Origin of the sequence: Marinobacter sp. SS5-14b (assembly GCF_030541005.1) — a bacterium.
Classification (GTDB): domain Bacteria; phylum Pseudomonadota; class Gammaproteobacteria; order Pseudomonadales; family Oleiphilaceae; genus Marinobacter.
The window spans coordinates 605,037-617,878 of the sequence record NZ_JASSVM010000002.1 but is presented as its reverse complement, the minus strand read 5'-3'; the positions used below and the strand labels follow the sequence as shown (position 1 = coordinate 617,878).

Annotated in this window: 13 protein-coding genes, 1 tRNA gene and 1 pseudogene; 10 read left to right on the top strand and 5 right to left on the bottom strand. The window is 55.3% G+C overall.

Annotated elements, in window-relative coordinates:
* Nucleotides 1-77 (top strand) — tRNA-Arg (locus tag QPL95_RS06790).
* 232 nt (nucleotides 78-309) lie between these two features.
* Nucleotides 310-670 (top strand): annotated as a pseudogene (locus QPL95_RS06785) (integrase core domain-containing protein); the annotation flags it as partial.
* A gap of 181 nt (nucleotides 671-851) precedes the next feature.
* Here the strand turns inward: QPL95_RS06785 and QPL95_RS06780 are convergent.
* Nucleotides 852-1,154, bottom strand: coding sequence for a putative quinol monooxygenase (locus QPL95_RS06780; RefSeq protein WP_007182542.1), 303 nt, complete (start codon nucleotides 1,152-1,154; stop codon nucleotides 852-854).
* Between the two features lie 63 nt (nucleotides 1,155-1,217).
* On the opposite strand from QPL95_RS06780, the gene QPL95_RS06775 reads away from it, so the two are divergent.
* A complete protein-coding gene (locus tag QPL95_RS06775; RefSeq protein ID WP_303290236.1) occupies nucleotides 1,218-2,231 on the top strand; it encodes a GlxA family transcriptional regulator in 1,014 nt (337 codons plus the stop codon).
* A gap of 101 nt (nucleotides 2,232-2,332) precedes the next feature.
* Here the strand turns inward: QPL95_RS06775 and QPL95_RS06770 are convergent, their stop codons facing one another.
* Nucleotides 2,333-3,202, bottom strand: coding sequence for a LysR substrate-binding domain-containing protein (locus tag QPL95_RS06770; RefSeq protein ID WP_123634556.1), 870 nt, complete (start codon nucleotides 3,200-3,202; stop codon nucleotides 2,333-2,335).
* Nucleotides 3,203-3,400: 198 nt separating this feature from the next.
* Here QPL95_RS06770 and QPL95_RS06765 point away from each other — a divergent pair, with 198 nt between their 5' ends.
* Genes QPL95_RS06765 through QPL95_RS18525 form a run of 3 tightly spaced genes read left to right on the top strand, consistent with a single transcriptional unit; the run spans nucleotide 3,401 to nucleotide 5,629 of the window.
* Nucleotides 3,401-4,528, top strand: coding sequence for an S-(hydroxymethyl)glutathione dehydrogenase/class III alcohol dehydrogenase (locus tag QPL95_RS06765; RefSeq protein ID WP_008175541.1), 1,128 nt, complete (start codon nucleotides 3,401-3,403; stop codon nucleotides 4,526-4,528).
* A 54-nt stretch (nucleotides 4,529-4,582) separates the two neighbouring features.
* On the top strand, nucleotides 4,583-5,422 hold the full coding sequence (gene fghA / locus QPL95_RS06760; protein ID WP_303290235.1) for an S-formylglutathione hydrolase: 840 nt from the start codon (nucleotides 4,583-4,585) through the stop codon (nucleotides 5,420-5,422).
* A gap of 27 nt (nucleotides 5,423-5,449) precedes the next feature.
* Nucleotides 5,450-5,629, top strand: a complete 180-nt coding sequence (locus tag QPL95_RS18525) for a phage/plasmid replication protein (RefSeq protein WP_368389729.1) — start codon at nucleotides 5,450-5,452, stop codon at nucleotides 5,627-5,629.
* A 287-nt stretch (nucleotides 5,630-5,916) separates the two neighbouring features.
* Here the strand turns inward: QPL95_RS18525 and QPL95_RS06755 are convergent, their stop codons facing one another.
* A complete protein-coding gene (locus tag QPL95_RS06755; RefSeq protein WP_126811256.1) occupies nucleotides 5,917-6,807 on the bottom strand; it encodes a LysR family transcriptional regulator in 891 nt (296 codons plus the stop codon).
* Nucleotides 6,808-6,904: 97 nt separating this feature from the next.
* On the opposite strand from QPL95_RS06755, the gene QPL95_RS06750 reads away from it, so the two are divergent.
* The 3 genes from QPL95_RS06750 to QPL95_RS06740 are packed head-to-tail and all read left to right on the top strand — an operon-like array spanning nucleotide 6,905 to nucleotide 9,812.
* The gene (locus QPL95_RS06750; RefSeq protein ID WP_054490020.1) at nucleotides 6,905-7,687 is read left to right on the top strand and encodes a CmcJ/NvfI family oxidoreductase; all 783 of its coding nucleotides are present in this window, start codon (nucleotides 6,905-6,907) and stop codon (nucleotides 7,685-7,687) included.
* Nucleotides 7,688-7,694: 7 nt separating this feature from the next.
* Nucleotides 7,695-9,026 carry an aldehyde dehydrogenase gene (locus QPL95_RS06745; RefSeq protein ID WP_278367635.1) on the top strand — a complete coding sequence of 444 codons (1,332 nt, stop codon included), beginning with the start codon at nucleotides 7,695-7,697 and terminating at the stop codon, nucleotides 9,024-9,026.
* Nucleotides 9,027-9,035: 9 nt separating this feature from the next.
* The gene (locus tag QPL95_RS06740) at nucleotides 9,036-9,812 is read left to right on the top strand and encodes a 2OG-Fe(II) oxygenase (protein WP_126811260.1); all 777 of its coding nucleotides are present in this window, start codon (nucleotides 9,036-9,038) and stop codon (nucleotides 9,810-9,812) included.
* A 278-nt stretch (nucleotides 9,813-10,090) separates the two neighbouring features.
* Here the strand turns inward: QPL95_RS06740 and QPL95_RS06735 are convergent, their stop codons facing one another.
* Nucleotides 10,091-10,696 (bottom strand): TetR/AcrR family transcriptional regulator, encoded by a 606-nt coding sequence (locus QPL95_RS06735; RefSeq protein ID WP_303290233.1) that lies wholly within the window; start codon nucleotides 10,694-10,696, stop codon nucleotides 10,091-10,093.
* Here QPL95_RS06735 and QPL95_RS06730 point away from each other — a divergent pair.
* Nucleotides 10,683-11,540 carry an alpha/beta fold hydrolase gene (locus QPL95_RS06730; protein WP_303290232.1) on the top strand — a complete coding sequence of 286 codons (858 nt, stop codon included), beginning with the start codon at nucleotides 10,683-10,685 and terminating at the stop codon, nucleotides 11,538-11,540. The two genes, QPL95_RS06735 and QPL95_RS06730, sit on opposite strands and share 14 nt — an antisense overlap.
* A gap of 237 nt (nucleotides 11,541-11,777) precedes the next feature.
* Here the strand turns inward: QPL95_RS06730 and QPL95_RS06725 are convergent, their stop codons facing one another.
* Entirely contained in the window at nucleotides 11,778-12,818 is a 1,041-nt protein-coding gene (locus QPL95_RS06725; protein WP_303290231.1) for a zinc-binding alcohol dehydrogenase family protein, read from the bottom strand.
* Nucleotides 12,819-12,842: the final 24 nt, after the last annotated feature.

Sequence of the window (12,842 nt, the reverse complement as noted above, 5' to 3'; positions counted from 1 at the left end):
GCGCCCGTAGCTCAGCTGGATAGAGCGCTGCCCTCCGGAGGCAGAGGTCAGAGGTTCGAATCCTCTCGGGCGCGCCATGAATATCAAGGACTTGCGTGAAAGCGCAGGTCCTTTTTTTTGGCTTGTGCCCAAATGGTGCCCTGACAGTGCCCGGCTATTTTACGCTATTGAGCTAGCACACACTTTCAAGACCTTTGCACTGATTTCACCCTGCCAACTCTGTGGCACAACCTCGCCTCCGGAACCTATCTCTGGTGATGAACATTACTAAGATCATAATGAATTAAAAGTTGGAAGCAGGTAACAGGAGTACTGCGGGAAAGCCCGAAATACCGGTTCGGCTAGTCGAAGTGGGTGCCACAATCTCTGGAATGGCTGACGGATAATGGCAACTGCTACATTGCCAAAGAAACGCGAGTCTTCGCATCCGCTCTGGGTTTTGTGGTGTATATCACACCCGCGCGAAGCCCTCATAGTAACGGCATAGCGGAGGCTTTTGTGAAGACGTTTAAGCGGGGCGATGTATACCTGTACGACCTTCCTGATCCAGCCACTGTGATGGCCAGATTGCCGAAATGGATCTGAGACTATAATCGCAGCCACCCGCACAAGAGTCTGAAATGCCACCGGGGAATACCGGGCTGAACTGGCAAGATGGTGCTCAGTTTAGTTGGGGCAACTACAGGCATCAGTATTATCGACCTTGTTAAAATCAGAAGGCTGGCTGCCAAGAGAATTGTCGTCAACTGGTCATCCTAATTGTCGCCGAACATCCCTCCGGCAATCGAGGGGGGCTGCGTAGGGCCGTGTGGCCCTACGCAGCGTGACCTGATTGAGTCAAGGCCGGGTTGTCATGCAGGCAGTTTGGCTGCAAGCAGTTCGACCTTCTCGATATTGGGCGGAGAACTGAGCAAGGTCGCGGCGTTGGCCATCAAGGCCGCGGCGATCTGGCCGTTCAGATGCGCCTGGCGACCTGCCTCATCGGCAAAGGCGTCGAACACACCGAACGTCGAAGGGCCAAACTTCAATGCAAACCAGGCAGTGGTGCCGGATTCGGCGTTGGCGAGCGGCAGTGCGCTGGCCAGGAAGTCGGCAAGCGCAGCCTCCTGGCCGGGTTTGGCTTCGAGGCGAACAAACAGGGCGAGCTTGGTCATATTGTAATCCTTTGGGTAAATGGTTTAGGTGAGAGCACCGACGAGCCTGCAGTCTAAGTCTTCATGACAACCATTTATATAGACAAAAATGACAACTTTGATATCATTATTGCCATGAAACTTCATATCCTTGTTTGTGATGGCGTGTTTGATCTGGGGCTTGCGGCGCTCACTGACACAGTGGGCTTGGCCAATGCGATGTCGAGCTCGCTGCCACAGGCTCCCGCGCACATAGAGCTCACGCTGGTGGGCGTGCGGCGTCGCATCCTAACGGCGCAGGGCTTGACGGTCCCCGTGGTCACTGCGCGTGGTGTGCCGGAACCAGACGTCGTGCTCGTGCCCGCGTTTGGTGAGAAGATGCCTGACACGCTCTCGGCTCGGCTCACACGCCCCGACGTGCCCGATGCGGTCGCCGCGCTACAGCTGTGGTCCACCGCTGGCGCGCACCTTGGTGCCGCCTGCTCCGGTAGTTTCTTACTTGCAGAGAGTGGCCTGCTTGATGGGCATCGTGCGACGACGTCATGGTGGCTGGGGCCGATGTTTCGGCAGCGCTATCCGAACGTCACGCTGGACGAGTCACGCATGATCGTGAACTCGACACGCTTCACTACCGCGGGTGCCGCTTTGGCCCACGTCGACCTGGCCTTGCGCATCATCCGGGGGCGCAGTCCGGCGCTGGCGGCCCTAGTAGCACGCTATCTGCTGGTCGAGGCACGCAGTTCGCAAGCCGAGTTCGTGATTCCCGACCACCTTGCGCATGCCGACCCGATGGTGGAGCGCTTCGAGTGCTGGGCCAGAAGTCAGCTCGCGAAGGGGTTCTCGCTGGCCGAGGCGGCCAGCGCCGCGGGCACAAGCGAGCGCACCTTGGCGCGGCGGCTGCAAAGCGTTTTGGGCAAGACACCGTTGTCGTATTTCCAGGACCTGCGCGTGGAGCATGCCGTCCATCTCTTGCGCACCGGAAACGCGAGCGTCGACCAAGTCGCCGCACAGGTCGGGTACTCGGATGGGGTGACCCTGCGGGCCCTGTTGCGCCGCAAGCTGGGCCGGGGTGTCAGGGAGTTGCGACGCGGCGGATGACCAGAGGCGTTTGGTATATGTACGGCTGGAGACCGCCGCGAAACTGACGCAGGCCAAACGGCGCATTTGGACAAACTGACAAAACTACTGCCCCACAGAATTTAACTTAACGATTCGTCCAGGAAATCCAGCAGCATCCGCACTTTTGGGGATAAATGCCGGTTATGTGGATAAATCGCCCAGATTCCATCGTCGGCTTCTTGATAATGTTCCAGCAAGTTCATAAGTTTTCCACAGGCCAATGACGGCTGAACGTAATAATCGGGAAGTTGCACGATCCCGATGCCTTTCAGGGCCGCGTCCAGCAACGCCCAACCGCTGTCGCACTTCATGTTGCCTTTAACGCGAACGTTGTAGGGCTTACCTCGGTCCTGAAAGCGCCAGTAATCCAGATTGCCTTGCAAACAATTGTGCCGGTCCAGTTCCGAAAGCGAATGCGGCACACCATAGGTGGATAAGTATTCCGGCGAGGCGCACACGTATAAGGTTCGTGACGACAACCGCTTGGCCATCATGGATGAATCTTCCAGTTTTCCCAGCCGAATCGCCAAATCGTAACCGCCACCGACCAGATCCAACTTCTGGTTGGTCAGATTCAGCTGCACCTCCAACTCCGGGTAGCGCAGGATGAAATCGTTCACCAAGGGGGCGATCACCTTCTCGCCATAGGTCACCGGTGCGGTCAGCCGTAATTTTCCCTTGGGGATAAGTTGCAGGTTGGTCATGGCCCGCTCGGCCTCTTCCAGACCATCGAGTACCTGGCGGCAATACTGGTAGTAGGTTTGGCCGGCTTCCGTCACCGAAACCTTGCGGGTGGTGCGATACAGCAGTTTGGTCGAAAGCCGGGATTCCAGTGCGCTGACCTGCCGGCTCACCTGAGCTGTGGAAATGCCCAATCGTTTCGCCGCAGCGGTAAAACTTTCGGCTTCCGCGACCGCCACAAACTCACTGACCCCTTCCCAAATAAACATGTTCAGTTCCTTGCGTTACGACTTGGGTGAGCTTAGATACAAAATGCCGCCAGCAAACAAAATACGGTTCATTGTTACTATACAGTAAAGGTGATTTGATTAATTGGCCGATTATCTATCTTAAGAATAATAATACAATGATCCCATCAACATGGCAGAAGAACCTGCCGAAGCCCGACAAAATCTGGAGCACACAACATGACTCAGACCATCAAATCTAAAGCCGCTATCGCCTGGGGCCCGAAACAACCTCTGTCCATTGAAGAAGTGGATGTGATGCCGCCTCAAGCTGGCGAAGTACGTATCCGGGTGATCGCTAGCGGTGTGTGTCATACCGATGCGTTTACCTTGTCTGGCGAAGATCCCGAAGGCATTTTCCCGACCATTCTCGGCCACGAAGGCGGAGGTATTGTTGAGTCGGTAGGCGAAGGCGTTACAAGCCTGAAAGTGGGTGACCACGTTATTCCGCTGTACACCCCTGAGTGCGGCGAATGTAAATTCTGCACCTCTGGTAAAACCAACCTGTGCGGGAAGATTCGTGAAACCCAGGGCAAGGGCCTGATGCCAGACGGCACCACTCGTTTCTCGTTAAACGGCGAGCCGATCTATCACTACATGGGTTGCTCAACCTTCTCCGAGTACACCGTACTGCCCGAGATTTCTCTGGCAAAAGTGAACAAAGAAGCGCCATTGGAAGAAGTGTGCTTGCTCGGTTGTGGCGTAACCACCGGCATGGGTGCGGTGATGAACACCGCCAAAGTAGAAGAGGGCGCTACCGTGGCCATCTTCGGTATGGGCGGCATCGGCCTGTCGGCGGTGATTGGTGCCACCATGGCTAAAGCCAGCCGCATCATTGCTATCGACATCAACGAGAGCAAATTTGAGCTGGCCCGCCAGTTGGGCGCGACCGACTGCATCAACCCGAAAGATTACGACAAGCCGATTCAGGAAGTGATCGTAGAACTGACCGACGGCGGTGTGGATTATTCCTTCGAGTGCATCGGCAACGTAGATGTAATGCGTTCAGCACTGGAATGCTGCCACAAAGGCTGGGGTGAGTCGGTGGTTATCGGTGTTGCGGGCGCCGGCCAGGAAATTTCCACGCGTCCGTTCCAGCTGGTGACCGGTCGGGTCTGGAAAGGCTCTGCCTTTGGTGGCGTGAAGGGCCGTTCCGAGCTGCCGGGCATCGTTGAGCGGTACATGCAAGGTGAATTCAAGTTGAACGATTTCATCACCCACACCATGGGGCTGGAAGATATCAACAAGGCGTTTGATCTGATGCACGAAGGCAAGAGCATCCGTACCGTTATTCACTACGACAAGTAATGAAATCTGGTCGCCTGCCAGTCAGGCGGGCGACCGTTTTGTTGAGAGGTTGCAATGACTATTGAAAATCTGAGCAGTAATAAAAGTTTTGGTGGTTGGCACAAGCAGTACAGTCATCACTCCGAGACGCTGAACTGTTCGATGCGGTTTGCTATCTACCTGCCGCCGCAGGCCTCCAATGGCAAAAAGGTGCCAGCGCTGTATTGGTTGTCCGGGCTGACCTGTACCGATGAAAACTTCATGCAAAAAGCCGGTGCGCATCGCATGGCTGCCGAACTGGGTGTCGCCATTATTGCCCCGGACACCAGCCCGCGCGGGGACGATGTCGCCGATGATGAAGGCTACGACTTGGGTAAGGGCGCCGGGTTCTATGTAAATGCGACTCAGGAACCCTGGAGCAAGCATTACCGGATGTACGATTACGTGCTCAACGAATTACCGGCACTGATTGAAGATATGTTCCCGGTGAGCGATCAGCGTTCCATCTTTGGTCACTCCATGGGTGGGCACGGAGCACTGGTGCTGGCACTGCGCAACCCGGAGCGTTTCCAGTCCGTCTCGGCGTTCAGCCCGATCAGTAACCCGGTCAATTGCCCGTGGGGTAAGAAGGCCTTTGGCGCTTACCTCGGTAAAGACACCGCCAGCTGGGCCGAGTACGACGCCAGCTTTCTGATGCAAAAGGCGAGCAAGTTTGTGCCGGCGTTGGTGGACCAAGGCGAAGCGGACAACTTCCTGACCGAGCAGTTGAAGCCGGAAATGCTGGAAGCCGCTGCCAAACAAAGTGGCTATCCGCTGGAACTGAACCGGCATGAAGGGTACGACCACAGCTACTACTTCATCGCCAGTTTTATTGAGGAGCACCTTCGCTTCCATGCGAAGTATCTAATCGGCTGATAAATTTACCCTCCCCCTAAAGTTTTTTTGGGGGGGACCAAAGCTCAGCAACTCACCTTCCTGCGTTTGCCGGTCAAATTGCGGGGAACCTATGTCACTTGGCTGATGGGATACAACCCCTACTTCCTCATGTCCCGCGAAACCTACTACCGCCATAAACGAGAGCTACTGTCGACTTTTGGGATCGATATTTCGCACAGGGTGTGACCCGAAAACCCCTTTAAAAACAGACCCCTGAATATACATTATGCGCAGTTTAATATCAGTTTAAATAATATTATTACGGATTTTACCTTTACTCTCCTCGCATCCGAGTGGCTTAGTAGGAGCTTTCCCGATGAGCAAGACCGGCCAGGCGCGCGTGCTCACGCCCGAACAGTTCGCCCACCTCTTGGGTGAGATTAAAGAGCATCGTTACCCGGAAAAGAATACGGCGCTGATTTAGATCAGCTTCAAGCTCGGACTTCGAGTTCAGGAGATCGCGCTACTCCAGATCAGCGTGAAACCTGAACCAGTAAATCCCTAATCCAAATATTCAGAGGGTCCTGCGATGAGCGCTGGTGCCACACGGCGATCACGTCGAATCCGGGGATCTCGGCATTCAGCTCAATCGGCCGCAACGAGTCGTCGGGCAGCAATCGCGACGGGATGAAGCCGACAAGGTCAGTCTCAGAAATCGTTGCTTTGGCCGCCGTGAAAGTTGGTACCGAGAGCATGGCTTGCCGTGGGTGCCCCTGGTCTTCAAACCAGCGATGGACGGCACCGGTAAAGTCTCCCCGCGAAGGCGACACCACTACCTGGGGCATGTCAGCGATCTCGGCAACCGACATAGTGCTGCGAACTGCCTCATTGGCCTTCCCTGCCACACAGACATAGCGCTCCGAATACAGGGTTAACGACGGATAACTCGGTGGCGCAAACTTCGGATTGGTCAACACCAGATCCACGGTGCCATCAAGCAGGTCATTTGCCATCTCATCCAGCTCAAGTTTTTTCACCGCCAGCCTCAGACCCGGCGCTTCCCTTCTCAGGCGCTGCATCAGAAAAGGCAGGATGGTTTTCTGCTCCAGATCGGTGGAGCTGATGGTAATGGTCCGCGTCGTTGTTGCGGGATTGAACTCATCCTGCTCCAGCAACTCGCCAACGGCATTCAGGATGAGATCCAGCTTCGGCCCCAACGTTCGGGCATACGCCGTCGGAGTAACGCCATTGCCGCTGCGGATAAACAGGCGATCATTGAAGGTGGCGCGGAGCTTTTTCAGCTGGTCACTGACCGCCTGCTGGGTCACCCCGAGTTGATCCGCCACACGGGACAGGTTGCCTTCGCGAAGCAGGCACTGAAGCGTTCGTAACTGTTTAAGGTCTACCCGGTTTAAAGCGTTCACTTGTACCTCTTACATCAAATCCTTGTTTCAAATCCTATCGGCTACTCCCTAAGCTGGCAAACCAAGAATCCAGCAACCCTACCCGCGAGGAGGAGCCATGTTCAGCATCAACTACGTCCAGCCCGTTGGCGACCTGGAGTACGACCAGCGATACAAGGGTCCAGGTGCCTCCGAGCTCACTCAATCCGTCGACACCCGACACATTGACGTCACAGACATTCGCAACCAAGCCAACGACTTCAACCTGGACGACCAGGGCTTCGAGGCGGTCCGGGTCGCCTTTGATTTTGACGACTACCAGAATGACGACGCCATTCGCGAACATTTGTATCCGCAGGTGATCGAGTACCTCCGTGACCGACTCAAGGCCAGCGAAGTGCTGATCTTTGATCACACTTATCGGTCAACCAGTCGTCAGGACCAAACCATCCATAACCGGGCGCCAGTGAAGACTGTTCACAACGACTACACCGAGAAGTCTGCGCTCCACCGCATGCTGGAAGAGACCGAACAACGACCAGAGCTTCGCGACCGCCCCTACCGGTTGGTGAACCTGTGGATGCCTGTCGGCCACCGTGTCGAGGAATCCCCATTGGCTGTTCTGGACATCAACACCGTGGCTGCGGATGACTTTCATCGCATCAAACTGGTGTACCCCGATCGCATCGGTGAGATAGCCGGGATCTCCTACAACCCGGATCATCGCTGGTACTACCTGTCAGACATGGAACCCGGCGAGGCCCTGCTGCTGAAAGTCTTCGATTCACGTTACCCCGAGGGCATATTTGGCACCCCACACACCGCGGCCGACCCCGTGAACACACCGGACAACGCCCGCAACAGAAACAGCCTGGAAGTGCGAGTCATCGCCTTTAGTTGAGGAAGCCATGAGCGAATTTCTTGTGTCATTGAATCCGTTGAATCAGGAGCCGGTCGGACAGGTGCCAATCACCTCCCGGTCCGAGCTGACAGAAATTGTGGGCCGGAGTCGGATCGCGCAGGCGAACTGGGGCCGGTTATCGCTAGAAGAGCGTGCAACCCGCCTGAGGGATGCTTACCATGCGCTGGCGTCTGCCCAGAATCAACTCGCCCGACTGATCAGCCTGGAAATGGGTAAGGACGCACGCCGGGCGACCTATGAGGTCGCCGGTACTGTAACGAATGCCCCCTATTTCATTGAGGAGGCCGCCGCTGCCCTGCAAACCGAACAAGGCCAAGGCCGCAGCCGTATCCAGTATCGGCCGCTTGGGGTTGTTGCCGTCATTTCACCCTGGAACTATCCACTGGCCATGGCCAACAACTTGCTGCTCCCTGCCCTGATGGCGGGCAACAGCGTCATTCTGAAACCCTCAGAACACACGCCGCTGGTTGCAGATCTGTTCGTTCGCGCACTACAGCACCATCTGCCCGAGCATCTGATTCAAATTGCCCACGGCCACGGAGACGTCGGTCAGGCGCTGGTGAAATCTGACATCAATATGATCGCCTTTACCGGGTCGATGGCCACCGGTCGCAGCATCATGGCGGACGCTGCCGAAGGCGTTAAACGCCTGGTCATGGAACTCGGTGGTAATGATCCCCTGATTGTCATGAAAGACGCCAATCTGTCGGCTGCTGCGCGATTTGCCGTTGCCAGCTCGTTCGAGAATGCCGGGCAAATGTGCACGTCAACCGAGCGAGTGTATGTCGACCGTACCGTTGCCGAGGAATTCAAACGCCAGGTGGTAGCGGCTGCATCGGCTTACCAGGTCGGCCCATGGGATCAACAGGGCGTCAACATAGGCCCGATCGCCAACACTACCCAGCATCAGCTTGTGCTGGGACATCTCAAGGATGCGGAGACAAAAGGCGCACGCTTTCTGCTCGGCAAGGCCGACTACCCAGCGCCATTTATTCAACCCACGGTTGTCGATGGCATGACCCCCGACATGCTCCTTGAGCGCGAAGAGACCTTTGGACCGGTCGTTGCCATGGCTGAATTTGATGCCATCGAAGACGCCATCGCCCGTGCCAACGACTCCATCTACGGCCTGGGAGCGGTGGTCTTTGGCGGCCGGGGCGCCGCAGCCGTAGCTGACCAGCTGGAGGCCGGCATGGTGTCAGTCAATGGCGGGGCCGGCGGCAGCCCCTGGGTTGGCGCCAAACAGAGTGGCTTTGGCTTTCATGGCTCGGCCGCAGGCCATCGCCAATTCGCTCAAGTACGGGTCATGAACTTTTAAGAGGTGATTATGAAACAGCATCAGGAATCATTTTTCGTCGTTGCCCGCGAGCCGGGCGCAGAAAACCCGTCGCTACCGACTTGGGCAAATAGCGTGCCGAACCCAGCGGAACTGGACGAGAGCCGTGAGACCTCGGCGGTGTCACGGCGGGAAATTCCGGAAGTGCCCGGTGCCTATCAGTTGCTCAATGTCTTTAGTCGCGAAGAGTGTGACCGCCTCATCGAACTGACCGAAAACCTGGGTTACTTGAAAGACGCGGCGGTCTCACTGCCTCGTGAAGTTCGACACAACGACAACGTGACTTGGGTTGTGGATGAAGCGACCGATCGCCTGATCTGGCAGCGGGTGCGCGATGCCGTGGCCGACAACCTGGACCTCTTCGGCAACAAGCAGCCTCTGGGCATCAATCGGCGCTTCCGTTTTTATCGTTACCGTGAAGGAGATTTCTTCAAGTTTCACATCGACGGTGCCTGGCCCGGCTCCAGAGTTGTGGACGACCGACTGATTGCGGATGCCTTCCCGGACCGGTTCAGCCAGATGACGTTCCTGATTTTGCTCAGCGACGACTTCGAGGGTGGTGAAACCCGCTTTCTCGTCGATGCAGATGACCCTACCAAACCGGCAAGGCGAAGCGACAACGTACGCGAGATCGATGTACGAACGCCGGCCGGCGGCGTTCTGTGCTTTCCCCACGGCCATCACCCCCTGCACTGCTTGCACAGTTCAGCGGAGATCACTTCGGGCACTAAATACATCATCCGTACCGACCTGCTGTTTGAACGCTAGCCGCGGGCGTGGTGGTCACCAAATGGTGACTAGTTTCAAACATTCGCGTCGTCCCGATAATGAAAGAGAGCTCCGTTAATCCTTAATCACCAAAGAATGCGAGATGCCAGTCAAACATCGGAATCACGCAGTGGCCAACATATGGATGTCTGCGAAAGTTTAGCGCAGGCTTCCAAATTGTACGTATCCAGAAGAGCAATTCATTATGGCTTTGCATGATCACCCATTGTGGCGGAATATGATCCAGGAACAACGCGAGGCAAATATTTTCAGCTGGATCACCTCTGAAGCGATCGCCATGCGGATTCCGCGAATTCTTCCCGATAATCCCGAGGCGAAGTCTGTACCCGGCCAGCCAGCCAGGCTTTGCAGTAATTTTCCGACGGGCCGACGATCAGAGAGATTACGATCTCGAACGGCTGAACAATGCTGTTACTTTCGTTACCGAAGCCAAGCAACTTTGCTTTGAGTTCCCGGAAGCCTTTCGCATTCCTATCTTTCAGCTCCTCCTGAAATGGCCCTTTGGCGACTGCTGATCGCGCCTGATACAGGAACCTTGCCCATTCGGGATTGGCGACAACCCAGTCGAGATAACTACAGATAACTGAATACACAGCCTCGCGAAGGCTGTTGGTGTTGGCTAACTCCCGGTCCAGATGTTGTCGCTGATCATCCTGAGCTGCAAAAAAGAGTGCGCTTAAAATACCCTCCTTGTTGCCAAAGTGGTGATAGATCGCCCCTACACTCGTTTCGCAGCGGGCTTTGATGGCTTCGGCAAAAACAAAATAATATTCTTTTACCGAATATTGTTCTTTTATTTCACAACTGCCGAATTGTTTTGGCAACAGCGGCTTACTAATTGGGTAAATGATGGAAAAAACCATAATAACCTGTGACGACCGCTATCGGCTCACCGGGCATTTTTTCAGACCAGCAACAGACGTTCCTCGCGGTGCCGTTCTCATCGCCCCTGCCACCGGGTTTCGACATCAGGTCTATTTCAGTTTTGCTACCTGGCTGAGCGAGCAAGGCTTCGCCGTGCTGACGTTTTCCAATAGAGGCATTGGGGATTCTCGCAACGGTATTCCTCTAGCAGAGATCTCTAGCGACCTGGTCGATTGGGGTACGCTGGACCTGCCGGCAGCGCTAGAAAAACTCGTCGCTCTTGCACCAGGCCTGCCGGTAAGCCTTGTTGGCCATAGCGCCGGTGCGCAGTTGATCGGTTTAATGCCCAACTTCGCTCAAATAGACAGCTACGTTCTGATTGCAGCATCGTCAGGCCATTTCGATAACCTGAAACTGAAAACAAAGCTGGCCGCCAAACTACTGTTCCACGGTTGGCAACCGCTCTCCGTTGCAGTCAAAGGATACTGGCCGACCAAAATCATCGGTTTCGGTGAGGATCTTCCCGCCGGTGTCGCCAGGCAATGGCGACAGTGGTGCCGTTCGCCAGGGTACGTAGAAAACAGTTTTGGAGAGGAAATAAGGCAGCATCACTATGCGGATATAAAAGCCCCCGTTCTGTCGCTAACCGCAACAGATGACCACATTGCCGTGCCTGCAAACGTGGAAGACTTTCTGCGCCTGCTGCCCAACGCCCAGATAAAAAAACATTTTTTGGAACCAGGCAGTTTTGGCTTGAAAGAAATCGGCCACAGCGACCTGCTACGCAGCCGATGCAAAGCCTGCTGGCCGCATATTCTGGAAGGCTTGGAGTCCAACGGCTGAACCCGATACCTCCACTTCACCGCGTCAGCTTTGAATTCCGGGGCACAGGTTTGGCTACTCATGGCAGTCCCTCCTGTGCTCTTTTTGTAGACTAGTATACCGGGGCGAATCCAAATAAGATCTATAGCCCCATTGCTGGCGATCCAAGTGCTGAAGCAATGGGGCAACTTGATCGTTTGCCGGGTTCTTTAAGAGTGACTCTTCTTAGGAATGTCCGCAGTAACGGGGTAGAACCCGTCAGGCAAAACCCTCCAGCACAATCTTGCCAACGGCGGTTCCTGATTCCAGTTCGGCGTGTGCGGCACGTAGATTCTCGGCGTTGATCGCTCCGAGGTACTTACCTGCAGTTGTGCGGATGAAGCCTTGATCTACAAGCCGTGAGACCTCATTCAACAAGTCGTGCTGAACCTGCATATCATCCGCCTGGTGCATTGAGCGGGCGAACATGAATTCAATGTGTAATGATAGACTCTTCGGCTTGATCTTCATTACGTCCAGACTTGCAGGATCGTCGATCATGGCAATCTTTCCAAACGGCTTAAGCACCGCCACATAATCGTCGAAGTATTGATCTGTGGCGTTAAGACTGGCCACATGGGTTACAGAACCAATTTTGCCGGCAGACACCAGTGTTTCGATCTGGGGCTGCAAGGGTTCACGGTGATTCAAAACAAAATCCGCACCCAATGATTCAACCCAGGCCTTCGATTCCGGGCGAGATGCCGTAGCGAGTACTTTTGCGCCTGTCAGCTGTTTGATCAATTGAACTAGAATTGAACCCACGCCTCCTGCGGCGCCAATCACAAGTACCACATCGTCGCTTGGAGTGATGGTCCCAGCCAACTGTCGCTCAAGTTGCAGGTGGTCAAACAGCATTTCCCATGCTGTTATCGTGGTCAGGGGCAACGCCGCAGCATCGGCGTCGGACAGGCTGGCAGGCTTCCGACCAACCAGACGCTCATCGACAACCTGGTATTCAGCGTTGCTGCCCTGACGGGTAACGTCACCGGCATAAAATACGGTGTCACCTTCTTTGAAGAGTGAAGCGCCCTCGCCTATTGCCACTACCTCTCCAACGGCATCCCATCCAAGTACTTTGATCTGGCCTGGTTCGGGCTCTGCCTGCTGGCGTACCTTGAAGTCAACGGGGTTCACGGCGATGGCTTTGACTCTGACCAACAGGTCCCGGCCTTTTGCGACGGGACGCTCCATCTCAACATTTTGCAGCGCATCAGGGTTTTCGATAGGAAGAGATTCCCGATATCCAACAGCTTTCATTATCTGTCTCCGCAATGATTTTCG